Origin of the sequence: Peribacillus sp. YIM B13482 (assembly GCF_042787975.1) — a bacterium.
Lineage (GTDB): Bacteria > Bacillota > Bacilli > Bacillales > DSM-1321 > Peribacillus > Peribacillus simplex_A.
In genome coordinates, this window is record NZ_JBHZPF010000004.1 from 89,046 (window position 1) to 113,520 (window position 24,475).

Annotated in this window: 24 protein-coding genes; 19 read left to right on the forward strand and 5 right to left on the reverse strand. The window is 39.7% G+C overall.

From position 1 onward, the window contains the following. Positions 1-173 precede the first annotated feature (173 nt). Positions 174-353: a YjzC family protein gene (locus ACFX4L_RS04240; RefSeq protein WP_061462081.1), complete on the forward strand. Its 180-nt coding sequence runs from the start codon at positions 174-176 to the stop codon at positions 351-353. Positions 354-406: 53 nt separating this feature from the next. Here the strand turns inward: ACFX4L_RS04240 and ACFX4L_RS04245 are convergent, their stop codons facing one another. Further along, on the reverse strand, positions 407-1,165 hold the full coding sequence (locus tag ACFX4L_RS04245) for an IclR family transcriptional regulator (protein WP_061462082.1): 759 nt from the start codon (positions 1,163-1,165) through the stop codon (positions 407-409). Positions 1,166-1,570: 405 nt separating this feature from the next. Between ACFX4L_RS04245 and ACFX4L_RS04250 the strand changes: the two genes are divergently transcribed. From ACFX4L_RS04250 to clpB, 5 genes are all read left to right on the forward strand, one after another. Then, positions 1,571-2,518: a fumarylacetoacetate hydrolase family protein gene (locus ACFX4L_RS04250; RefSeq protein WP_377403997.1), complete on the forward strand. Its 948-nt coding sequence runs from the start codon at positions 1,571-1,573 to the stop codon at positions 2,516-2,518. Between the two features lies 1 nt (position 2,519). Next, positions 2,520-3,011 (forward strand): DinB family protein, encoded by a 492-nt coding sequence (locus ACFX4L_RS04255; RefSeq protein WP_289320812.1) that lies wholly within the window; start codon positions 2,520-2,522, stop codon positions 3,009-3,011. Between the two features lie 30 nt (positions 3,012-3,041). Then, positions 3,042-4,154 carry a cupin domain-containing protein gene (locus tag ACFX4L_RS04260; protein WP_377404000.1) on the forward strand — a complete coding sequence of 371 codons (1,113 nt, stop codon included), beginning with the start codon at positions 3,042-3,044 and terminating at the stop codon, positions 4,152-4,154. A gap of 124 nt (positions 4,155-4,278) precedes the next feature. Further along, positions 4,279-5,478: an FAD-dependent monooxygenase gene (locus ACFX4L_RS04265; protein WP_377404003.1), complete on the forward strand. Its 1,200-nt coding sequence runs from the start codon at positions 4,279-4,281 to the stop codon at positions 5,476-5,478. 234 nt (positions 5,479-5,712) lie between these two features. Next, a complete protein-coding gene (gene clpB / locus ACFX4L_RS04270; RefSeq protein WP_061462087.1) occupies positions 5,713-8,304 on the forward strand; it encodes an ATP-dependent chaperone ClpB in 2,592 nt (863 codons plus the stop codon). Between the two features lie 80 nt (positions 8,305-8,384). Here the strand turns inward: clpB and ACFX4L_RS04275 are convergent, their stop codons facing one another. Further along, complete coding sequence (locus tag ACFX4L_RS04275) at positions 8,385-8,576, reverse strand: YjzD family protein (protein WP_061462088.1); 192 nt, start codon at positions 8,574-8,576, stop codon at positions 8,385-8,387. Positions 8,577-8,872: 296 nt separating this feature from the next. Here ACFX4L_RS04275 and ACFX4L_RS04280 point away from each other — a divergent pair, with 296 nt between their 5' ends. The 3 genes from ACFX4L_RS04280 (at position 8,873) to ACFX4L_RS04290 (ending at position 10,987) form a co-directional block, all read left to right on the forward strand. After that, on the forward strand, positions 8,873-9,595 hold the full coding sequence (locus ACFX4L_RS04280) for a hydrolase (RefSeq protein WP_284471457.1): 723 nt from the start codon (positions 8,873-8,875) through the stop codon (positions 9,593-9,595). A 102-nt stretch (positions 9,596-9,697) separates the two neighbouring features. Further along, positions 9,698-10,531: a Rossmann-fold NAD(P)-binding domain-containing protein gene (locus ACFX4L_RS04285; RefSeq protein ID WP_377383474.1), complete on the forward strand. Its 834-nt coding sequence runs from the start codon at positions 9,698-9,700 to the stop codon at positions 10,529-10,531. A 273-nt stretch (positions 10,532-10,804) separates the two neighbouring features. Further along, complete coding sequence (locus ACFX4L_RS04290; protein WP_061462091.1) at positions 10,805-10,987, forward strand: ComZ family protein; 183 nt, start codon at positions 10,805-10,807, stop codon at positions 10,985-10,987. 42 nt (positions 10,988-11,029) lie between these two features. Here ACFX4L_RS04290 and ACFX4L_RS04295 read toward each other — a convergent pair whose 3' ends face one another. Next, positions 11,030-11,251, reverse strand: coding sequence for a hypothetical protein (locus ACFX4L_RS04295; protein WP_089363674.1), 222 nt, complete (start codon positions 11,249-11,251; stop codon positions 11,030-11,032). 201 nt (positions 11,252-11,452) lie between these two features. Between ACFX4L_RS04295 and ACFX4L_RS04300 the strand changes: the two genes are divergently transcribed. From ACFX4L_RS04300 to ACFX4L_RS04315, 4 genes are all read left to right on the forward strand, one after another. Beyond that, the gene (locus ACFX4L_RS04300) at positions 11,453-12,388 is read left to right on the forward strand and encodes a beta-ketoacyl-ACP synthase III (protein WP_061462093.1); all 936 of its coding nucleotides are present in this window, start codon (positions 11,453-11,455) and stop codon (positions 12,386-12,388) included. Between the two features lie 53 nt (positions 12,389-12,441). Further along, on the forward strand, positions 12,442-13,680 hold the full coding sequence (gene fabF / locus ACFX4L_RS04305) for a beta-ketoacyl-ACP synthase II (protein WP_061462094.1): 1,239 nt from the start codon (positions 12,442-12,444) through the stop codon (positions 13,678-13,680). A 132-nt stretch (positions 13,681-13,812) separates the two neighbouring features. Next, a complete protein-coding gene (locus tag ACFX4L_RS04310; RefSeq protein ID WP_061462095.1) occupies positions 13,813-14,583 on the forward strand; it encodes a DUF2268 domain-containing putative Zn-dependent protease in 771 nt (256 codons plus the stop codon). A gap of 109 nt (positions 14,584-14,692) precedes the next feature. Next, complete coding sequence (locus ACFX4L_RS04315) at positions 14,693-15,448, forward strand: YjbA family protein (protein ID WP_034314514.1); 756 nt, start codon at positions 14,693-14,695, stop codon at positions 15,446-15,448. A gap of 34 nt (positions 15,449-15,482) precedes the next feature. On the opposite strand, the gene trpS is transcribed toward ACFX4L_RS04315, so the two are convergent. Next, positions 15,483-16,469, reverse strand: coding sequence for a tryptophan--tRNA ligase (gene trpS / locus ACFX4L_RS04320; RefSeq protein WP_061462096.1), 987 nt, complete (start codon positions 16,467-16,469; stop codon positions 15,483-15,485). 531 nt (positions 16,470-17,000) lie between these two features. Between trpS and ACFX4L_RS04325 the strand changes: the two genes are divergently transcribed. Then, positions 17,001-18,179 (forward strand): putative glycoside hydrolase, encoded by a 1,179-nt coding sequence (locus ACFX4L_RS04325; protein ID WP_377383477.1) that lies wholly within the window; start codon positions 17,001-17,003, stop codon positions 18,177-18,179. A gap of 56 nt (positions 18,180-18,235) precedes the next feature. Here ACFX4L_RS04325 and ACFX4L_RS04330 read toward each other — a convergent pair whose 3' ends face one another. Continuing rightward, positions 18,236-18,424 (reverse strand): hypothetical protein, encoded by a 189-nt coding sequence (locus ACFX4L_RS04330; RefSeq protein ID WP_061462097.1) that lies wholly within the window; start codon positions 18,422-18,424, stop codon positions 18,236-18,238. A gap of 98 nt (positions 18,425-18,522) precedes the next feature. On the opposite strand from ACFX4L_RS04330, the gene ACFX4L_RS04335 reads away from it, so the two are divergent. The 5 genes from ACFX4L_RS04335 (at position 18,523) to ACFX4L_RS04355 (ending at position 24,402) form a co-directional block, all read left to right on the forward strand. Beyond that, a complete protein-coding gene (locus tag ACFX4L_RS04335; RefSeq protein ID WP_061462098.1) occupies positions 18,523-19,104 on the forward strand; it encodes a GNAT family N-acetyltransferase in 582 nt (193 codons plus the stop codon). Between the two features lie 834 nt (positions 19,105-19,938). Further along, entirely contained in the window at positions 19,939-20,334 is a 396-nt protein-coding gene (spxA, locus tag ACFX4L_RS04340; RefSeq protein WP_061462100.1) for a transcriptional regulator SpxA, read from the forward strand. A gap of 467 nt (positions 20,335-20,801) precedes the next feature. Further along, on the forward strand, positions 20,802-21,470 hold the full coding sequence (gene mecA / locus ACFX4L_RS04345; RefSeq protein ID WP_061462101.1) for an adaptor protein MecA: 669 nt from the start codon (positions 20,802-20,804) through the stop codon (positions 21,468-21,470). A 114-nt stretch (positions 21,471-21,584) separates the two neighbouring features. Beyond that, the gene (cls, locus tag ACFX4L_RS04350; RefSeq protein WP_377404006.1) at positions 21,585-23,093 is read left to right on the forward strand and encodes a cardiolipin synthase; all 1,509 of its coding nucleotides are present in this window, start codon (positions 21,585-21,587) and stop codon (positions 23,091-23,093) included. Between the two features lie 97 nt (positions 23,094-23,190). Next, a complete protein-coding gene (locus ACFX4L_RS04355; RefSeq protein WP_377383482.1) occupies positions 23,191-24,402 on the forward strand; it encodes a competence protein CoiA in 1,212 nt (403 codons plus the stop codon). Positions 24,403-24,475: the final 73 nt, after the last annotated feature.

Genomic DNA, 24,475 nt, shown 5'->3' on the forward strand with positions numbered 1-24,475 from the left:
TAGAGAAATAATAACTGGATGGATCAATACTTGGGTTTACCAGTCTAAGTGTCTGCTCAGAGAACAGACGCTTTTTTAATTCAGCCGAATTTCCTGTATTCCTTAATTTTTCAGACATGAAAGAAAGTAACCTGGTAATAATAACAAGGAAAGCATGTAAAGGGGTGAAATCTATGGGGCAAAATCGTCAATTTAAGCCAGGCCAGAAGGCACCTAATAATGGGACCTATGTAGAAATCGGTGAAACGGGCAGCACGGTAGTGAATCCGAAAATGGTTAAGCTTGATGCAGGGGATGCCTTTCCTGAAACGTCTAATCATAACCGGATATGGACATATCAGCGAAAGCCATGAAAAATTAAAAAGCAGGAAAAAGGAATGATCGCCATCCTTTTTCCTGCTTTTTTCTATTCAGCGGTAAAACCGAAAATTTTCGAAATTTCCAAATAGCTCTTTCTTAAATAATGGCTTAAGGGATCTTCGTAATGATCTGGAATGCTTTCAGTGAATCCAACGGCAGTGATCGCTCCCAATAATTCTGAATTATAATTAAAAACTGGAATGGACATGGAGGAAACAGATGGTACAAGAGGCTCTTTGGCAAAAGCTATTTTGTATTTCCGAATTTCATCATATTCATTTGTTTCTTTAAGGAACGAGCCTGTAACATGACGATCTTTTTCAATCCAGTCCGCTGTCAAGGAAGGATCCTGAAATACTGTGAATACTTTTCCTGAAGAGGATGATGGGGGGAGACGCGTACCTAACTGGGCCCCGATGTTTAAGTTTTGGTTGGAATTCCATATTTTTGCCGTGATTGGTCCATCGTATGTCCAGACGGAAAAAAGGACTGTGCAAGAGGTATGGTGACTGATTTCCTGTAAATAAGGGGTTATTCTGCTCGTGACGTCCTCATTTCCGATGGCTGCCATGCCGTATTGAATCAATTTGCTCCCAAGGTGATACATACCTGTTGTCTTATCACGATAAAGTAACTCGAGTTGAGTCAAAGTATTCAAATATTTATAGAGATTACTCTTCGTTATTTCCGTTAATTCTTGAATATCAGAGAATCTTAAAGGATTTCTTTGGGAAGCAAGTAAATCGATAATGCCCATACCTATTTGTAATGATTGGATTGTCGAACCAGATTTTACGATTTCCATATGTCAATCTCCCTAATCAGTTTAATTTAGGTCTAGTATATCAGAATCTTTAAAATTTAAATGAAATTTAGCAAGAAATACCGGAGGCTGCTTGAAGCTATCAATATACTTTCCTTTTAAATAAATAACTTTAGCGGACCATTTTATTGATTCCGAAGTAGTCATAATGGTGTAGATGATAACATTTGCACAAAAATTTGCAATACTTTCTTGACAATATTCCGAAAATTAAGTTATCATTTATATAAATAGTGAACAGTGTTATCTATAAGTGAAGTTTGTAGATGCACAGTCATTCATATTCTGGTTTGTGAAGTAAATCTAAAAGAATTATCCCGCAAATTAGGATCGTGGCATCAAGAAGAGGTTTTTTTAAAAATCGAGATTAATAAAGGAGAATGAAATATGAGATTAGTAACTTTCAGCATTCAAGGATTTAAACGTATTGGTGCAATTTACCCGAATAATGTAGTAGTTGACTTGAACTATGCCTATCAAGCGCTTCTGGAAAGCGAAGGGAAACTTCGCAGTGAACAAATCGCTGAGGCATATGTACCAGCAACAATGGAGGCATTTTTAGAGGGAGGGAATGAAAGCCTTTCCATCGCTAAAAAGGCTGCTGACTACGCAATTAACAATCGTGATTCATTCAGACATAAATTGATACATCCAATTGAAGATATAAAGCTTGAGGCACCTGTCCAAAAGCCAGGTAAAATTATTTGTGTAGGACATAACTACCGTAAGCACATTGCTGAAATGGGCCGCGAATTACCGCCATTCCCTGTGGTATTCGCAAAGTTCGCCAATGCAGTAATCGGTCCGCAGGATGACATTCCGTTTTTCCCGATTTCTGAACAACTGGATTATGAAGCGGAATTCGCTTTTGTAGTCGGACAAAAGGCACGTAATGTTTCACAAGAAGATGCACTTGATTATGTAGCGGGTTATACAATTGCCAATGATGTTACGTATCGTGATATCCAAAGGCGTACACTTGAATGGCTTCAAGGGAAAACGGTTGAAGGAAGTGCTCCGATGGGTCCTTGGTTAGTCACATCCGATGAACTATCCGATCCATCTGGCTTAAATGTCCGATTAACTGTAAATGGTGAGGAACGCCAAAAAACGAATACATCCAACTTCGTATTCGATGTGAAATATTTAGTTGAATTCTTATCGAATTTAATGACGCTTGAACCTGGTGACATCGTTCTTACAGGAACACCTGGTGGGGTAGGAGTAGCCCGTGATCCACAAGTGTTCTTAAAAGATGGTGACGTTGTCAAAATCGAAATCGACAAAATAGGTTATCTTGAAAACCGTGTTCGACGTGTCGGGGAGGGAAAATAAAATGGCTTATCAGGAGATCGGGACATCAATCCAATCGGTTCAACAATCAATCGACCACATTCTTGAGACAGCCGCAAACCTTCCGGAAGAGACGATCCGATTAAAGCCTACAGAGGAGGAATGGTCCATCATGCAGATACTTTCCCATTTAGCTGAAGCCATTCCTTATTGGTTAGGTGAAGTGGAAACAGTAATAGCAAAGCCTGGGGCCAAATGGGGGCGTGGATTGCAAGATCCAGCCCGATTGGCAGCAGTCGGTGATATTGACAAACTTGATGTTGATGATGTCTTGAAGCAAGTGGAGGAGCTTAAATATGAAGTGGAGAGCAGGCTTGGGAATTTAGAAGAAGAAGCACTCTCTAAAGAATCGCCACACCGGAATTTCGCTAAATTCGGAAACAAACCAGTTTCTTATATTGTGGATCACTTCATCGATGAGCATGTTTCAGGACACTATGATCAAATCAAGCGAAATCTTTCTAAAATCCAGTGAGGAAAGATAAAAAAGAAAGTAGGGATTAATATGGCTGAAAAATCGGAATACATGAACAGTACAATCGTAAAAGATTTTACAAAGGATATCCAGCAGTATAACCTTGGGCCTCTGTGGGAAGCCATTCCCGCCCTGATGGACCATGAACCTAAACCTCATGCCCATGCTTATTTATGGAAAGAAGAGCTTTTGACAAAAAAGTTGATGGAAGCAGCAGAAATCTTCACACCTGATCGAGGAGGGGAGCGCAGGGCCATTTATTTTCAAAACCCTGGCTTAACTTATCGTCAGCCATGGGGATGGGCTTCGACAACACAAACACTTTACGCAGCGGTTCAGCTGTTGTTGCCAGGTGAAGTGGCTCCTTCCCACCGTCACTCTCAAAGTGCTCTTCGTTTCATTACGAATGGTAAAGGTGCCTACAGCATCGTGCAGGGAGAAAGGATCTTCATGGAAGAAGGAGATTTCTTGATCACGCCGAAAAACCTATGGCATGGTCATGGTCATGTTGGCGAAAAACCGATGATTTGGATGGACGCCCTTGATATTCCAACTATCTATTCCATAGGCGGCACTTTCTTTGAACCATACCCAGACCGGATTGAAACGCCTAAACGGCCGGATAATTTTTCGGAGCTCCGTTATCAAGGCGGGATGGTTCGTCCAGTATCCGATCGTTATTCACAAGTGGCACCGCTTGCCAACTACAAGTGGAAAGGAACCAAAGCAGCGATAGAAGGATTAATGAACTTTGAACCAGATCCATATGAAGGTTTTGCAGTGGAATATATCAATCCTTCAAATGGACAAACGGCCAATCCGACGATGGGGGCATGGATGCAGAAACTTCCAAAAGGTTTCCATACCAAAGCACATCGCCATACCCATTCCACAATCTATCAAGTGCACCAAGGTTCAGGCTATACGGTCATTAATGGAGTGCGTTTTGACTGGTCCAAGGGAGATTATTTCGTCGTTCCGAATTGGGCTTGGCATGAGCACATTGCAGAAGCGGATTCTTACTTATTCTCGGTAAACGACCTACCGATAATGGAGAGATTCGATTTAGAACAGCAACAGGCATTTGAAGCAAACAATGGTTACCAAAAGGTTGAAAGTGAATTCAGGCCGGTTTTGGTTTGAAAATAATCTGTTTGCAGCTTTCATCTTGTTCCTGATGAATATATATCCCAGTCGAATGAAAACGCTTACTTATATATTGTTTCGCAACTTTGGCTAAAAGCAACTAATTTAGGGGGAATTGATGATGAACACAGAAAAAAAACCATTCATCGTTATCGGTGGGGGAATTGGCGGATTGGCAACTGCTTTAGGAATCGCAGAAACAAAACAGTATGTAAAAGTCTTGGAGCAAGCTCCCGAATTTGGTGAAATTGGTGCAGGGATTCAGCTTGCAGCAAATGCCACCAACGTTTTACAGCGTTTAGGCGTCATGGATAAAATCAATGAAATTGCAGTATTTCCAAAAAGATTGGTGCTGATGGATGCCTTTTCCGGCAAAGAGCTTTCCGCTTTGGATTTAGGTGATGTTTATAAGGAAAGATATGGAGCACCGTATGTTGTTTTGCATCGTTCCGATTTGCATAAAGTACTGGCTGAAGCCTGTGAAAATAACCCGTATATCGAACTGGTAACGAACCAAACGATTATTGATACAGTGGAAAATGAAGGGGAAGTGACGGTTACTTCTGCCAATGGGTCCCAACATTCAGGAACGGCTGTCATCGGAGCTGATGGATTATGGTCCAAAGCACGGAAACTTTTTGTCGAAGATCAACCGGTCTGCTCGCAATATGTTGCATACAGAGGAGCGATCCCGATGGAAGAGGTTACGAGCCATGGAGATTTAGATGATGTATATATGTGGATTGGACCAAACCTTCATCTTGTTCAGTACCCGGTTAGAAGGGGGGAACTATACAACCAAGTAGTCGTGTTCAAAAGTTCTCAATACACGGTAGAAAACGAAAAAACAGATCAATGGGGAACCCCGGAAGAAATGGACCGTATATTTGCCGGAACTTGTGAGCTTGTTCAGAATGCGATTTCATTTATTCAACGACAACGCCGCTGGCCGATGTATGACCGATTACCAATTGATAATTGGACAAAAGGAAGAATTACGCTTACGGGCGATGCTGCACACCCGATGCTTCAATACTTGGCACAAGGGGCTTGCCAGGCGTTAGAAGATGCAGCTTATTTGTCGGATATGCTTCATCAGCATGGAAATGACATTGAACAGGCATTTTTGGAATATCACGAGGAACGCATTCCGCGTACGGCTAATGTTCAAACAAACGCAAGAATTTGGGGGGAAATCATTCACAATACGACCGATGCAGGCATTCTGCTCCGAGATACGATTCTTACAGGTCGCACGGACAAGGATTTCCAATTCGTCGATCAATTTCATGGTTACAATAAAACGGCCGTGAAAGCATAATCCGTTTTGTTTCATCTAAATACTGTGCTAAGGCATTTTATGCATTTTACAAATGGGTCTGCCTTTCTTCTATATGAAGAAAGGTTTTTTTCGTTTATCCTCCATACCTCCCTGCATTTTTTATAACTTTCCTTTACATAGGGGAAATTAGAAGTATAATGAAAATATAAAGGTCAAAGTTGGTCAAACCAAGAGTGAATTCGTTCATGATATAGATGAATGGGAGGTTTTAAGATGGATATGAATAAAATGACGGAGAGAACCCAACAGGCATTCATTGGCGGCCAGGAACTAGCCAAAGATAGAGGGAATCCAGAGCTGACGGAGCTTCATTTATTAAAGGCCTTAATGGAACAGGATGAAAGTTTATTGATCAGGATTTTATCGGAATCTGATAAACCGATGAATCAGTTTGATATAGGGCTTAATAGAGAATTGGATCGATTACCGGAAGTGAGTGGGAGTGTTTCTGAGGTTTACATGTCATCCTCCTTACAGAAAATTTTGACGGTTGCCGAAAAAGAAATGCAGAAGTGGGAAGATGAATATTTATCTGTGGAACATTTGCTGCTGGCGTCCTTGAAGGGCAATAACACGAATATAAACAGACTATTCTCATCACATGGAATCGATTACGAAAAAGCAAAACGGATTATACAAGATGTAAGGGGGAATCAGCGGGTGACTAGTCAAAATCCTGAAAGCACATATGAAGTACTGAAAAAATACGGCAGAGATCTTGTTGCTGAAGTTAAATCAGGGAAGGTCGATCCAGTCATCGGTCGTGATGCGGAAATCAGAAACGTCATCCGGATCCTATCACGTAAAACAAAAAATAACCCCGTATTAATTGGAGAACCTGGTGTTGGTAAGACAGCGATTGTCGAAGGATTGGCGCAAAGGATCGTCAGGAAGGATGTCCCGGAAGGATTAAAGGACAAAACCGTTTTTTCACTAGATATGAGTGCACTTGTCGCAGGGGCAAAATTCCGCGGTGAATTTGAGGAACGTCTTAAAGCGGTATTGAATGAAATTAAGAAGAGTGATGGAAAAATTCTTTTATTCATCGATGAACTGCATACAATTGTCGGTGCTGGCAGAACGGATGGCGCACTTGATGCAGGGAATATGTTAAAGCCGATGCTTGCGCGTGGCGAGCTGCATTGTATCGGTGCAACAACCCTTGATGAATATCGACAATATATTGAAAAAGATCCGGCTCTAGAACGCCGTTTCCAACAAGTTCTGGTTCCGGAACCAGATGTGGAGGATACGATTTCAATTTTGCGTGGGCTAAAAGAACGGTTTGAAATTCACCATGGTGTCAGGATTCATGATCGGGCGATCGTGGCTGCCTCTGTCCTTTCGAACCGATATATAACGGAGCGATTTCTGCCGGATAAAGCAATAGATCTTGTGGATGAAGCCTGTGCGATGATCAGAATGGAAATCGATTCAATGCCATCTGAGTTGGATGAAATCACGAGAAGGGTCATGCAACTTGAAATTGAAGAAGCGGCCTTGAAGAATGAGGAGGACCCTCAAAGCAAAGCTAGACTGGAAGTGCTTCAAAAAGAACTCTCAGAACTCAAGGATCAAGCGAATGGCATGAAAGCCAAGTGGCAAATGGAAAAGTCGGCGCTTCAAAAAGTGCAGGATCAACGTGAGGAACTTGAGAAGTTGCGTCATGAACTGGAACAGGCAGAGAATGACTATGACCTTAACCGAGCAGCGGAACTTCGGCACGGAAGGATTCCACAGCTTCAAAAAGAGTTGGATGCCATGGAAGATGAATTGGAAAAGGAAAAACAGGAATCACGGTTGCTTCGCCAAGAAGTGACGGAGGAGGAAATTGCCTCGATCGTTGCAAGGTGGACGGGGATTCCTGTAAGCAAGCTGGTGGAAAGTGAAAGGGAAAAGCTGCTTCGACTATCTGAGATCCTTCATGAACGAGTAATAGGTCAAGGGGAAGCGGTGGAACTCGTATCCGATGCTGTATTAAGGGCAAGGGCGGGAATTAAAGATCCAAACAGACCGATTGGTTCATTCATTTTCCTGGGGCCGACGGGTGTGGGTAAAACAGAACTCGTAAAAGCTTTGGCAGAAACGTTATTCGATAGTGAAGAACATATGATTCGTATCGATATGTCGGAATATATGGAGAAACATTCCGTGTCCCGTCTTGTTGGTGCACCTCCTGGATATGTTGGATTTGAGGAAGGAGGCCAACTAACGGAGGCAGTTAGGAGAAACCCATACTCGGTCGTATTATTGGACGAAATTGAAAAGGCGCATCCGGAAGTCTTCAATATTTTGCTGCAAATGTTGGATGACGGGAGGATAACAGACTCCCAAGGTAGAACCATAAACTGTAAAAATACAGTGATCATCATGACTTCAAATATCGGTTCCCATTTCTTGTTGCAGTCCAACCGAGTGGATGGTGGAATTGAAGAAGAGATAAAAGATCAAGTCTTTAAAGAATTAAGAGGGCATTTCCGTCCGGAATTTTTGAATCGGGTAGATGATATTGTTTTATTCAAACCGCTTACTAAACAAGAAATCGTAGAAATCGTAGAAAAAATGGTTTTTCAATTACAGGTAAGGTTAACTGAACAAAATATAAACCTTAATGTCACTGAAGCGGCCAAGGAATTCATTGCGGACCAGGGATATGATCCTGTATATGGGGCCAGACCGTTGAAGCGATTCATCCAAAAGCATCTGGAAACGAAGATCGCCCGTAAAATCATAGCTGGCACAGTTGGACTGAATGAAGAAGGAATAACGATTGATTATGATGATGATGAATTGGTCCTCATATAAAAAATTTGAAATGGAGTTTAACCGTAAGCAAAGTACGGTTAACAAAAAGGACATCCTCAATGGATGTCCTCTTTTGCTTCTTAATGTTGATGAGAGTCTTTTGCTGGCCCAGCAGGCAAAATAGCAGGGATGATGCAAATCAGGATAGCAGCAGCTAATCCTAAAATCGTTCCCTGTTTAGCATCGTATGAAACTCCGATCATGGAAGAAACAACATATACAGTCATATGCACTAATAAGAATGTCCAAAAAATTGCCCAAGCATAACGCATCGAATTTCACCTCATTCCACTACATTCATTTTTATCTTACCATAATTAATATACAGTTAAAACGTGTTTTTAATAATAACCTTTAAATAATTCATACATTAAATCATAAGAGAACTTTTCAGGCACAGTCCAGTTGGTACCAAACGTCAAATGGAAAATCATAGGACCCAATATAAAACAAAATCATCACCATTTGGTTAATTTGGGATAAGAAGTTAGGTATTTCCACTGACCCTTTCTATTTTTCGTCATAAATTAATATAGTAGTAGTAATATTCCTTAAAGGAGTTTGACCGATGGAACAACGAACTTTTCAAATTGATGACCAATGGAATATCATCTATTATCCAGAGCGGCCCAGTGGTTTTTCCGTATTGGTAATTGGAGACCGTAGTCATTTTGTCGAAAAAGACAGCAGCTTTTGGCTGCAGCATCCTGGCAGGTTGGAGATATTGGAATATTTAAAGGAATACGGATACACTCTATTTTCATCCAATTTTTACGGAGCCAACTGGGGAAGCCCAAAAGCATTGAACCTTTCCCTTAACCTATATATTCTCTTCATGAAAAAAGAAATAGTCAATCAAAGGGTTCATATATTGGCAGAGGGGTCAGGAGCGCTCCTTGCCTTAAAGCTAATGAATGAACTTGGAAATAAAATACGTTCAGTTGTATTGATTGATCCGGTTTTTTCCTTGAAAGCACAACTGGAGAAGGAAAAGGAAAATAAGTTCTTCTATAAAAAATGGCTGTCCGAGGTCGCTACTGCATACGAGCTCGATCCACCAGAATGTGAACAGCATATTATGGACACTGAAGATCCAGTGATTGCTGAGAAAATCCCCATGAAAGTGATTCAGGTTTTTGGAAGCATGCGGAAAGAGCAAGCCTCCCTTTATCGGCAAATCCAACTGGCTAGAAAAGCAGACTTGCAGCTGACGTATTTATTACCGGAAAAACGGTATAAAATCCCCTATCAAATACAGAAGTTTTTCAATGAGAATGAAGAGTCTTTATGAGAATGGATATATTTCTACAATAGTTTGCATACGATACAGCATCTAAAAAAACTAGACGTGCCGGATGAAGTGGGCTGGATGGCATACGAGGGGGCTGTATTTATGCAAACGTACATTGTAATAGGTGCTTATCAATTTGTGGGATTCTATGTGGCTCAATACTTTTTGAACCAAGGGGAAGAAGTAATCGGAATTGATTGGACTGATTCCGAAGCAAGTAAATATATTATGGAAGAAAAGGAACTTGAAATAGGTAGAAGTTCAAATTATATTTACTTTCCGATAAATAAACTTAAATTATTGGATATTACAAAGCAGGACACTGTGTTCATATCTTGTTACGATATTCAAAGCGGAAAGATGGGTAAAATCGATTTTCTTATAGACGAAATCGTTTTCTTTATTGAAAAATGCAAAAAAAATGGCTCGAATGAAACGCCAAATTTTGTTGTTTTCATGCCAATTGAAGAAGAGGTCAGTATTTTTCAATCCATATTAAGCTCGATTCGTGGAATTGATTCTGCAAAAATCATATTTTTACCCACGATTTATGGGCCTTGGCAATCGGAAGGCATGAGCTTTGAAGCTGGGATCAATCAACTTGGTCAGTCTGATATCAAACCGGCGATTGCTAACGAATATACTGGGGATGCTCTCTTCATCACTGATTTTGTGAATGCTTTGGAAGAAGTGCTTACTTCCTCTTCCGATAGGGATATCCAATTGTGCAGCAGTATAGATGATCATTGGAATAAATGTGCAAAGTTAATATTTGGTGAAAGTTTGGGTTCATTCAATTCCCAATCAACAACTAAAATCAATAAAGGATCAATATTTGAGGTGCCTAGCAAAATAGATCCAGAAGAAGGCATTGCTTTACAAAGAAAACATAATAAACGATTAAACTTACTTAAAAAGTGGAGAAAGCGTGATTGAAGAGGGAATGGCTGGATAATCCGGATAATCAAATTTGAGGGCAATTATGAACAAAGAACATTCGAATCACAATTTTTTTGTGATCGAGTACTTTCGTTATTTAAGAAGGTCAAAACTGTATATTTGCCTCTAACTTATATGTTTTGTACTATAATGTTCAAGGACCGAAATTAATATCAAATGATATTCATGATATTATATTTATGCCCTTTACGAAAGGGACATCTGGAATTATGATAATATTGATATTCAAATGATAGGGGGAAACACAAAATGAGTTCAGATAAAACTCTTGAATTTATGGGGATCGCCATGAAGTACTTCCCTGAGGCTAAAGCGAAGCTTGAAGCAAACGGGATTCCATTCTCAATGGAGATGGCAGAGCCATTCATGGAGCTCTTTAAAAACGTAATGCAAGAAGCTTATGAGCTTGGGAAACAAGATGCTCAGCGTTAATTAAACGTAGGCTGTCCAAATAAAAGGACAGCCTGCATTTTTTTATTCTTTTTTCAAGAACTTGGCGATCAATGGGTTCAGATTAATTTTATCAATGGCCGGTTTGTATTGACCGTATAAGCCCATCAATGTTTCAACGCTCTCCATCAATTGCATGTAATCAACATTCGATTCCTCTTGTTGGGGTTCACTTTTCCTGCCAAACATCAAATTCGAAAAATGATCATCCTGGTTACTCCGGTTGTTGTGATTGAAGATGTCCACAATAATTCCTCCTTTTCTCCTTTTATTTATAATGTATGTCCCTAAAATCCCTTGTCATAGGCATTTGTCCGACTTCAGTAACGGATTCTTTTATCCTTTCAAACTGTTATCTCTTGCAAGGAGGTGTTTTTTTATATAAAATTAGTACCAGGTAATAATAGATGCTTATAATAACTCATTAAAATATAAGGGGATGGCAAAATGAACGCTGGAATACTAGGGCTTGGCCGCTACTTACCCGATAAAATCGTTACAAATGCGGATTTAGAGAAAATGATGGATACCTCTGACGAGTGGATCCGGACTAGGACAGGTATAGAGGAAAGAAGAATTGCCAATGATGACATTGAAACATCAGATATGGCTTATGAAGCCGCAAAAGCTGCATTGGCAAATGCAAAAATTTCGGCTGAAGAGATAGATTTAATTCTTGTAGCTACTGTTACACCGGATCAGTCGTTTCCTTCTGTCGCGTGTATGATTCAAGAGAAATTGGGAGCGAAAAGTGCAGCTGCAATGGATGTAAGTGCTGCATGCGCTGGTTTTATGTATGCAATGATCACTGCACAGCAGTTCATTAAGACAGGTGCATATAAGCATGTATTGATTGTCGGTGTTGAAAAACTTTCGAAGGTAACCAATTGGGAAGACCGCAATACTGCTGTACTATTTGGTGACGGAGCGGGTGCAGCTGTACTTGGACCTGTTTCGGAAGGCAAAGGGATCCTTGCCTTTGAATTAGGCGCAGATGGAACTGGTGGGAAGCACTTATTACAGGATGGAGATTTCATTCATATGAATGGACGTGAAGTATTTAAATTTGCTGTCCGTCAGATGGGGGAATCCAGCCTAAGTGTGTTGGATAAAGCTGGATTAACAAAAGAAGATGTGGATTTGCTTGTACCGCATCAAGCAAACATACGCATTATGGAATCCTCAAGGGAACGCTTGGGTCTCCCGATTGAAAAAATGACAAAAACGGTTCATAAATATGGAAATACTTCTTCAGCGTCCATTCCAATGGCCCTTGTGGAAGAAATGGAAGCAGGAAGAATCAAGGACAACGACCTAATTATCATGGTCGGTTTTGGTGGTGGCCTTACATGGGGCGCTATCGCTCTTAGATGGGGTAAATAAAAAAAGAAGAAGCAAAACATAAAAGCTTTAAAAAAAGGAAGGAGCCATTTCTAATGACTAATCGTCGTGTAGTTGTAACAGGTATTGGAGCAATATCACCAGTTGGTAATGATGCAGAAACTGGATGGAAGAATATAATCGAGGGGAAATCAGGAATAGGTCCTTTAACTCGTTTGAATGCTGAAGAATTCCCTGTTAAAGTTGCTGCTGAAATCAAGGAGTTTGATATAGAGACATATATTAATCGTAAAGAAGCGCGTAAGATGGACCGTTTTACCCATTATGCAATTGCTGCGTCCGTTATGGCATATAATGATAGTAAGCTGGAAATAACGGATGAAAATGCAGCACGTGTCGGAGTCTGGATCGGTTCGGGTATCGGTGGGTTGGAGACACTTGAGACACAGCATGAAAACTTTTTAAACAGAGGGTATAAGCGGGTGAGCCCATTTTTCGTACCAATGATGATTCCGGACATGGCTGCTGGCCAGGTGTCTATCTTACTGGGTGCTAAAGGAATCAATTCATGTACGGTAACAGCCTGCGCAACAGGAACAAATTCAATTGGTGACGCGTTTAAAGCCATTCAACGGGGCGACGCCGATGTGATGATCACAGGCGGAGCAGAAGCGCCAATCACAAAAATGTCGGTTGCGGGCTTCTGTGCAAATACGGCTTTATCGACCAACCCTGATCCACAAACTGCTAGCCGTCCTTTTGATCTGAATCGTGATGGATTCGTAATCGGGGAAGGTGCAGGGATTATCGTTCTGGAAGATCTGGAACATGCATTGAATAGAGGGGCCAAGATTTATGCTGAAATAGCTGGGTATGGATCAACTGGAGATGCTTTCCATATAACGGCTCCGGCACCTGGTGGGGAAGGCGGGGCAAGGGCGATGAAAATTGCTATTGAGGATGCAGGTTTGAATCCGGAAGACATCCAATATGTGAATGCCCATGGAACGAGTACGCCATACAATGACAAATATGAAACAATGGCAGTCAAAGAAGTCTTTGGCGATCATGCTAATAAACTAGCATTAAGTTCAACTAAGTCCATGACAGGCCATATGTTAGGGGCAGCCGGTGGGGTCGAAGCAATATTCACGATTCAGGCAATCAGGGACAGCATATTGCCTCCAACGATCAATATTGAAACACCAGACCCTGAGTGTGATTTGGACTATGTTCCGAATAAAGCAAGGAAGTGCGAAATTAATGCCGCCATCAGCAATTCACTTGGATTCGGTGGACATAACGCTACTATTCTTTTCAAAAAATATCAATAAATTAAATTGAAGGTAGAGCAGATCTCTTGGGATCTGCTCTTTTTGTGTTATAGAGGTTATGCAAGGGATATAAAAGTGTCAACCGCCTTTTTAAAATCATACGATAGTCTAAAGAAGCGGGGGTGTATAGAAATGGGAGTTATTTTAACTGATGAGTGGATGAAAAAGGATTTCAACCGCCCTGTCCAGATGATGGAAAGACTTAAAAGTACATTCAACAATACCCTTGATGCGAATATGATTTATCATCATTTATTGAAGCATGGTATGTATTCGCCAAATAAAAAAACGAAACTCACATGGGAACATTTAAAAGAAAATAATGCATGGGAAAAAACACAAAGCCTGTTTACTTCTTATAAGAAACTGTGGGGAGGGCCTGATGTTCCCATATATATTTTTCCGCTCATGTCTTCAGGGATGTGGAATAAAATGGTTGAAACGAAGTCAGGATTGGCATTTAAAGATAAACTATTCCTTTTTTACGACAAGGGTATAGCTGAAAAGGAAATGGAGGCCATATTGATCCACGAATATCATCATGTCTGCCGATTACATCATTTGAAAAAGGATCAAAAAGAATTCACTCTTCTTGATACGATGATCATGGAAGGACTGGCGGAAAGAACGGTGGGTAAATATTTAGGAGCAAAATATTTAGCGAAATGGACTAAATTATATCAGGAAGATAAACTGCGAGAATTTTGGAGCAAGCATTTACAAGAAAAGCACACAATAAAACGTACAGATCCTCTTCATGATGTCCTTCTGCTTGGAATGAAAGGATACCCACATATGCTTGGATACTGTAGTGGTTATTACCTAGTGAGAAATTCTGAAAAACTCTCTGTGAAAAAATCATTCATTATTCAATCTGAAGAATTCTTATCGAAAAAGAACTAATTATATACGTTCTTTTTTTCTTAATCTGTTTTCTGGAATAGGAATAAATTGTATGGTTCCTGCCTATACTGATTGACAAACAGAAATTTGTTTAAGTGAGGGATGAATGATGTTATATCTTCATGATGTATGGGTTAACTGGTTTGAAGGAGAAGAAAACGGCTATAATATTTGTCATTTTCATGAATGGAGGAAGGATGATGGGATCGAGCTACTAGATCAAGTTCCTTTGTTGAAAGTGTCATCAACATTGTTCCACTACATAGAAAACGACTTGTCAGAATTACCTAAGCCATTGCTGAATGATGTGTATCAAAAAGCATATGCAAGGAAAAATCATGAACGAATTCAGCTTGACTATTGTTTTATCGTGACTGATGGAAATGGAATTTTAGCTGTTGATACGATAGGTTATCATATTCCGATTAGGAAAAGCAGAATAATTCCCCGGCAGGAACAAATTGTTTATGACATGATAGAAAACCATGATGAGATGGATTACACCTTTACTGAAAAACCTACATCTGAGAAAGAATATCATATTTTATCGCCGTCTCCCTTATTCATGAATGGGTTGACAAGAAAAGAAAGACAGCTTAAGCAATTACTATTCATGGCCATGGACCAATTATTCACGGCGAAAAACACTGCTGAAATCCGCTATTGGTATACAGAATGGGCTCCTGAAAAATATGAAAGCATTCAAGAAATGGATTTTCAGATAGCATGGCTTGAGTTATATGAAGAAATGAAGGAAGGCTGGTCAGAGAAGCACCTTCAACTTTGTGAAAACTTGGTGAAGGGGCAGCCTTTTTTTGAAAAGCTTTGGCAAGTGGAGGCTGGCGATAGCCCATCGATATTATGAACAAAAAAGACGATCCGATGAGGATCGTCTTTTTTTATCTCTTTCTGCCAAGTCCCATGCCATTATACATTTTTCTAATCATCTTATTGGCTTCAATGTTCGCTTTTTCTGCACCGCGGTCAAGAATTTCATCCAATTCTGGTGAATCGATCAATTCATGATAGCGTTCCTGGATTGGCAGGATTTCCCCAAGAACCACTTCAGCCAAATCACTTTTAAAGTCACCATAACCTTTACCTTCATACATCTCTTCAATTTCTGAATAGGTTTTCCCACTGAAGATGGAGTATATGGACATCAGGTTGGAAACACCGGCTTTGTTTTCCTTATCGTAACGGACAATGCCTTCGGAATCGGTAACAGCGCTCTTGATATTTTTTTCGATTTGCTTCGGATCATCCAATAAGGCAATCGTTGCCTTTTTGTTAGGATCCGATTTGCTCATTTTCTTGGTTGGTTCTTGTAGGGACATGATACGTGCCCCTTCTGTAGGGAGGCTGATTTCCGGGATTTTGAAAATATCATTGTGCTTTCTATTGAACCGTTCAGCCAAATCGCGAGTCAATTCAAGATGCTGTCTTTGATCTTCCCCAACAGGAACTACATCCGTACTATAAAGGAGAATATCGGCTGCCATCAGCGGCGGGTATGTAAGCAATGCTGCAGAAACCCCCTCTTTGCCAGCTGATTTATCTTTAAATTGTGTCATTCGCTCAAGTTCACCAATATAGGAAATACTCTGTAAAATCCAGCCTGCCTGAGCATGCGCAGGTACCTCTGATTGAATGAAGATTGTATTCTTTTCTGGATCGAGGCCAATGGCCAAATATAAAGCGGCCAATGTTTTAATGTTTTTCCTTAATTTAAGGCGATCTTGTGGAACTGTAATTGCATGCTGGTCAACAATACAAAAGAAACATTCATATTCATTTTGTAAGTTAACGAATTGTTTCATGGCTCCGATGTAATTTCCTAAAGTAACGGAACCGGATGGCTGTATGCCGGAGAAAATCCTTTTCAACTGCTAGTCACTCCTCTAAATGCGTTTATTGATCAATGGATATTCGCTCTTCATTATTGTAAGGATAAATAGAAAATGAATCCACTTTCTTTGAAAGAAATGTGCGCCTTGAAAGGGGAACGCTCATTTAAATCTCGTGGAAGGCCGTTTTGTCCTGTATCGATGCCATTCTGAGAATACGAATTGTCCACTATAACTGTATTTTAGCATTTATTCATATTAAATGTATAATCGAAACGGCAATAACGCCACTGGAACGGATTTTTCGTCTGTTTGTATCGATCAATGAAAGCAACAAGGTAAATAAAACCGTTTTATATATTTCACCTTGAGCAGGTGATTTTAGGGAAAGATACATACAAGGGAATACGTGCTGGAAACGTGTTTGCATCCAAGTGTGTTTATTTATGGCAGAGTTTTTTTTATTATTTATAATATATAGGAGTAAAGTTAAATGGTTGTGGTATTAAAGAAAGGGGTCTATTTTTATTTATTGAATATTGATGACTGATGGCGAATGAGGTGGAGGAAATGAAACAAAGAAGTAAATGGTTGATGACAGGTATGTGCATATTCCTGATTCAACAGCCAGTTCATGCACAGGACATGAACGAAACCAGGCAGGTAGCATTAGAAAATAAAGAACTGCCTGTGAATGCACCGCGTTTTGTTTTTGATTCGGGGTTGAAATTCGCCTATCCGGATGCTGTGCGTGGAATATATGTGACAGGGCCTGCAGCGGGTGGCAATAAATTGAATGAACTTATTAAATATGTAGATGAAACCGATTTGAATGCGATGGTCATTGATATTAAGGATGATTGGGGGAACGTAACGTATAAGACCAAAAATCCCGATTCTCCATATGCCGGGATTGGTAAAGACTACATAAAGAATCCTAAGGCAATGCTGAAAAAATTTGAGGATAAGCAGATTTATCCGATTGCAAGGGTAGTTGTCTTTAAAGACTCACTTCTGGCTAAAGAGAAGCCTGAATTGTCATTTTTAGATGGCGAAGAGGTATGGAAGAATGGTAGAGGTGAAGCCTTCGTTAACCCATTCTTAAAAGAGGTTTGGGATTATAATGTCGGTATTGCCATTGAAGCGGCAAAAATGGGTTTTAAAGAAATTCAATTTGACTATGTCCGTTTTCCCGAAGGATTCGAAAATAAAGAAAATGATTTGAAATATGATATCGGTGAATATGATGAAGCGAAAGTGAGTCATACAGCTAAAAGGGTTCAGGCAGTGACGGACTTCGTAAGTTATGCGAAGAAACAACTGGAGCCATATGGTGTGGAAGTGTCGGTGGATATTTTTGGATATGCGGCTACGTTACCTGAAGCCCCTGGAATTGGACAGAACTTCACTAAAATCTCTGAGAACGTGGATGTAATTTCCTCAATGATCTATCCAAGTCATTGGACATCTTATTTTGGTATCGATAAGCCTGATTTGGAGCCCTATAATCTCGTTAAGGAATATGCGAAATTGGAAAATGGGAAGCTGAAGGAATTAAAAACCCCGCCAACTTCAAGACCTTGGCTTCAAGATTTTACTGCTTCGTATTTAGGAGAAGGGAATTACCAAAGGTATGGCAAGAAAGAAGTGGAAGCCCAAATAAAAGCGTTAAATGATAATGGGATTGATGAATATTTATTATGGAATGCAGCAAATCGATATACAAAGGGAGTGGATTATACCCCATGAAAAAAAGGGGATGGCCTTAAGGAATATCCTTCCGGTCATCCGATTTCTTTCTAAAATTACCGCTTTTTATTCCCGCCAACTTGATTCCACCCTGACTGAATTCGTCTCGATTGATCGAAAATATGAGAGTGACGTTTCCCTCCAAACCATTTTTCGCCGATACCATTCGTCACAACGCCATTTACGGCAGTGATGCCAATAACGCAAGCTGCGACTAAAACAAAGTCAATAAAGTAACTGAACATCCAACCCCCCCAATATTGTTTTAAAGCTATTTAAGTTCCATTGTAGTGGATAAGAGAAAATCTGGAAAGAATAAACTAGCAAAAGAGGAGATTAAATCATGAATTGGTATGAAAAACTAAACCAGTATTTCCCCATTGAAGAAATGAAGTCTAAAGAACATATTGAAGTTCTCTTAGAAGATAAGCAGGAAATATATATAAAGGATGAAGGTCCCGACCATGTTTTATTGTATGTGGAAGGGGAAGAGTTTATATTCGTTGATTACCTATTTGTATCAAAGAAATCAAGGGGGCAGGGATTAGGAAGGAAATTGATCCAGAAATTGCAAAAAAAGCAGAAAACGATTTTGCTGGAAGTCGAACCAGTTCAAGAAAATGATGATGATACATTTAAAAGGCTGAGATTTTATAAAAGGGAAGGATTCAAGCATGCTTCTTCGATTTCCTACAGCAGAAAATCGCTTGCCACCAAAGAGAATACTCCAATGGAAATCTTATATTGGCCGGCAAATCCATCTGTTGAAGAAGAAGACGTTTTTGATTTTATGAAAGAGATTTATTCTGAAATCCATACCTACAAAGATGACGACCTTTATGGAAAGTCTTATCAGGATGTAGAGGATGTACTAAGCTTGAATGCTGGTCAGGAAACGGATATTTTTAAAGAGATGGAAGTCTGAGAAATAGGGCCGGTTTTCGGCCCTTTCATTTTGTCGATAAGTTCGGAAGTGTCTCACCCCGAACCGTAATTTTAAAACAAGACTTGGTTATCCTTCATGTATTTTTGCGCTTGAAATTTGCGACACTCCTGTCGAATAACTGGCTTGCCGAGACCCCGCAGATGCTTGCTTTGATGAGGCTTTGCAGACAGTCGGCAGGAGCGAATTTCTGAAATCAACTGGAACCTTTTTTAAAGAATAAAACAGAGGAAACTGGCTTTTTTTCGAATATGCTACAGTCTGAAAGTGCCGGTTGTTCACCTGCACATTGTGCATCTTTTGAGGAAAATGAATATTTATAACTTCTGGATGGTAGATTGTTCCCTACTTGCCGATTCTTTTGAATTCCCTTATTCACTTTTGGTATTATATGTGCTAAAAGAATGGTTTTTCTTGTAAAAGGAGGAATTTGCTTTTTATTAAAGAAAATATATTAACATGATCTTGTTTATTGACAAGGATTGGGGGTAAATAAAAGTAACGAGCAAATTGACAAAATCATGAGGGCTGAATTGAGAGTTAAATGAGAATGGTAGGTAGGTATTTTCAATTAGAAAAAGTGATTTCAATGTATTACATAAAAAAACGAAATAGCTATAGTACAGGCTAAACAAGAAGTTTAAAAGGATTTTTTCAAATATCAAAAAGGGTATTCATTTTAAATGAATTAGTGTATAATAAACAATATGAAATACTTATTTAAAATTATTTCAAATTAGAGTGGTACTTATGAATACTAATAGTAGATTTCCCCTCATAGATCACCGATTCTATATTTAGGGAGTGTGAGTAAACATGGTAACATTATATACATCACCTAGTTGTACTTCATGCAGAAAAGCAAAAGCATGGTTAGAGGAACATGAGATTGGATATAAAGAAAGAAACATTTTTTCTGAACCGTTGTCAATTGATGAAATTAAAGAAATTCTTCGAATGACAGAAGATGGGACCGATGAAATCATTTCAACACGGTCTAAAACTTTCCAAAAGTTAAACGTAAATTTAGAGAGCCTGCCTCTTCAAGAATTATATAAATTGATCAAGGAAAACCCGGGATTGTTGAGACGTCCAATTATCCTTGACGAGAAACGGCTTCAAGTAGGTTATAACGAAGATGAGATAAGACGCTTTTTACCACGTAAAGTCCGAACCTTCCAGTTACGGGAAGCGCAACGTATGGTCAACTAATAATGTCTTTCAAGCTCTGCCAGGAATTGTGCAGGGCTTTTTCTTTATACAAAACCGATTTTTCGTCCAATTTTAGATCCATGGGCGACAGGGATGTTTGGCATCTCAAGCAAGTCCCTATAGCCGGTCATCATTTAAAGATAAAATAAGAATGCAATTAACCATCGCATGTATATAATAAGGCATAAACGGCGGTAAGATTAAAATTAAAGCATGCATTGTGATAGTTGCATACGGATGAATTATTTTATAGAATGAATGGAATATTAGGCAAACAATTGTTTTTTAGATAAGTAATGTTTTTTATTTCCCTTCTTCAAGGTTTTGTCATAAAATGATGTAAAATAGTATGCTTTAATGACTATCATGATTTACAGTATTCACTTACGGGTAAAGAGCTTTTAAGAGCAATTTTCGCTTGGGGGTTATTATCCCTTCAAAATGAGAAAGGAAGGGAGAGGGGAATCATGGAAATCGAACGCATTAATGACGATACAGTTAAATTTTATATTTCCTATATAGATATTGAGGAAAGAGGCTTCGATCGCGAAGAGATTTGGTACAGTCGTGAGAGAAGTGAGGAACTTTTTTGGGAAATGATGGATGAAGTGCATCAAGAAGAAGAATTCATGATTGAAGGACCTTTATGGATTCAAGTTCAAGCCCTTGAAAAAGGCTTGGAGGTTTTGGTCACAAAAGCCCAGCTTGCCAAAGATGGTCAGAAACTCGAGCTGCCTCTTTCAGATGATAAGTTTAAGGAATTGAATGTATCAGATAAGATGGATACCCTTCTTGATCAACATTTTCATGGTAAGGATGAAGAAAGCGGTATAACATTCGAAGATGGTATGATTGAATTCATCACGACATTCGAGGATTTTGAAGATGTCATTTCATTAAGCAAGCGTCATGGCTTGGATGACTGGACGACAAAACTTTATGTTTATCAAAATAAATATTATCTTTATATCGAGTTTTCCGAGGCGGAAATTGACGAGGAAGAAATCGATAATGTGTTAAGCCTCTTATTGGAATATAGTCAGGAGTCACCAATAACGGTGCACATGCTTGAAGAGTACGGGAAAATAGTCATCGAAAATGATGTATTCACAACGGTCGATAAATATTTCGCATAGACTGTTGAGGCCGATTTCAGTAGAAATCGGCCTTTTCGTCCAAGAATAAATGTTTTTACCTTAAGCAGGGAGGTTTTTAAATGTGCCTGTGTTTGTTAATTGGAGGTAGTCCAGGTGAAGAATATAGTTGGCATAAGTCTGCTAATTCTCTTGTTGGTCGGCCCTTGGTATTTTCTGACAAGTGAAGTCGATGGTAGGCTGATTTTTTATTCTAGCCTTATAATGACCCTGTTCTTGGTGATAATTGGATCCATCATTTTCCTGGAAAATCGGGATCCCATCCAGACCATAACATGGCTTCTTATGTTTGGCGCTTTCCCATTCATCGGTTTCATTTTTTACTTTTTGTTTGGCCGTAATTTTCGGAAAGAGAGGATATTTCGCAAGAAGTACTTTTTGGATAAGCAAAGTTTCGTGAAAATAAGCGGAGAAGCGGAATATAATGATCGAATTAAGGAAATGGGAGAAAACTCACAGCAGTTATTCACGCTTGCAAATAGGCTAGGGAATAGTCCTATTTCATTTACGACTGAAACCCGGATTTTAAGGAATGGTAAGGAGACTTTCTCCAATATCATCGAAGAATTAAAAAAAGCCAGACATCATATTCATTTAGAATATTATATAGTTAGGGATGACCGCATTGGCGGTGTTCTAAAAGATGTCTTGATACAAAAAGTAAAAGAAGGGGTAGTGGTCCGTTTTCTCTATGATGCGGTTGGTTCTTGGAAGTTAGCTCGCGCCTATATCGATGAACTGAAGAATGCTGGAGTCGAAATGGTAGCCTTTGGTCCGTTGCAGCTCCCTTTATTAAATAATAAATTCAACTTTCGTAACCACCGTAAAATAATTGTGATAGATGGCTCTGTCGGTTTCATGGGTGGCCTCAATATTGGGGATGAATATCTGGGACATGATCCGAAATTCGGTTTCTGGCGTGATACGCATCTTCTCGTAAAGGGGGAAGCGGTCAGGACTCTACAGCTCATATTTCTGCAGGATTGGTATTATAGCACCAATAATAGCTTTTTAACGGATGAATACCTCCTGACCGGCATGCCGATCCATGATGGGCATGGCGGAGTTCAATTGATTGGCGGAGGGCCGGATAGTGAGTGGACGATCATTAAGAGCATTTTTTTTAAGATGATTACTTCAGCAGAAAAGTCTGTCTGGATTGCATCTCCCTATTTCGTTCCTGACGACGATATCCTTCAAGCATTGAAGGTAGCTGCTTTAAGTGGTTTGGATGTCAGGCTGCTCGTCCCAAAGAACCCCGATAAGCGAATTGTATTTCATGCTTCGAGAACCTATTTTCCCGAATTGCTTACTTCGGGAGTTCGTATATTCCAATATAATGAAGGCTTCATGCATAGTAAAATCATCATCGTTGATGACCAAATGGCCTCAATTGGGACAACCAATATGGATATGAGAAGCTTTCACTTGAATTTCGAAGTCAATGCCTTTCTCTACCGGACGGAAAGTACACAACAGCTGGTAAATGATTTTTTGGAAGATATAAAGGTATCCCAAGAAGTGGAAATCAATGCGTTTTCCAAACGGAATTTTGGATTGAAAGTGTTGGAATCCACTTGCCGATTGCTTTCCCCCCTTCTTTAGATATTACTTTTCCTTTATGCCGATCAGGCATTTTTTTTTTGAAAATTAAAAGGAATCCATTGCTATGCAAGCGAATGTAGTGGTGAGGAGGAGATGTATGTTAACTGCGATAAAGAGTGATGGGACTTGGATTACCCTTCCTGAAAAGATACCGGCAAACTTGCTTGCTGAATGGAGAAAGTCAACAGATTATTATTGTCCCTGCTGCAAGACGGAAATGTCGATTAAAGCAGGAAACGTCAGGGTCCCGCATTTCGCCCATAAAAATAATTCTTCATGCCGTGCTTCTTCAGAACCGGAATCCGCCTATCATTTAATGGGAAAAAGAAAATTGTTTCAGTGGTTTTCATCACACGGTTATCAAGTGGATCTAGAAGCCTACCTGCCCGAAATCAAGAAAAGGGCTGATATCTTAGCTACGATAGGAGGTAATCGCTATGCAATAGAATTTCAATGCTCAGTTATTCCGGAGATTGAATTCATTGAACGGACAAGAGCCTATCAAAGCGTAGGCATCATGCCAATTTGGATCCTCGCTGCAAAACGCCTAAAAAGGAAAAGCATGTATGAATTCAGTTTATCCGGATTTCAATGGCTCTTCGTCACCGGCAGTTGCCACCATCCGTTTCTTTGGATGTATTGTCCGGAAACTAATCATTTATCAGTATTGAAGAACCTCACTCCTTTTACCCCTAGAACCGTCTTTGCCGAATTGACGACTGCTTCTTTAACGCTCCTACCCCCTAGTCGGGCATTGCCCCAAAACTGCTTCCGTTTCCCTTTTCTGCCTGCGTGGAGAAACAAACGAAAAGACTGGACCCTTCATCGTGTGAAAACTGCACGGAGAAGCGATCCTTTTTTCGAAGGGCTCTATTTACATCATATTACACCTGCGGCAATTCCCATTGAAGTGGGTGTTCCCGTCAGAGGGATGCTGTTGATTGAAACTTCCCCGATTGAATGGCAGGCATGGTTTTACATGGATGTGTTTCAAGAGAAAAAACCTGGGGAAAAGATTTCTATGGCTGATATTATCCACTTTTTTAAGAAGCGCTCAAAAAAGGGGGAAATAAAGTTCAGACCGTTACCATTGCTTCATGAAAAACCCGTGGAATATCCTTTAGATCAATATATCAAGCTATTAGAGAAATTGGGTTACATTTCAAAGGAGGAAGAGGGGGTATTTAAAGTTGAAAAGGCATTTTCCATTCCCTTCACCAGTGACCACGGTCAAATGATGGAAAAAAATTTCTATGATAAGCATAAATTGATGATGGAAAAGGGGAATATCCAGTATAATCGGGGATAACATCTCTATTTATCTTGAATTCAGATGAATTGGCAGGATTATTTTTGTTAATGGAGAAATAGTAATAGGAACG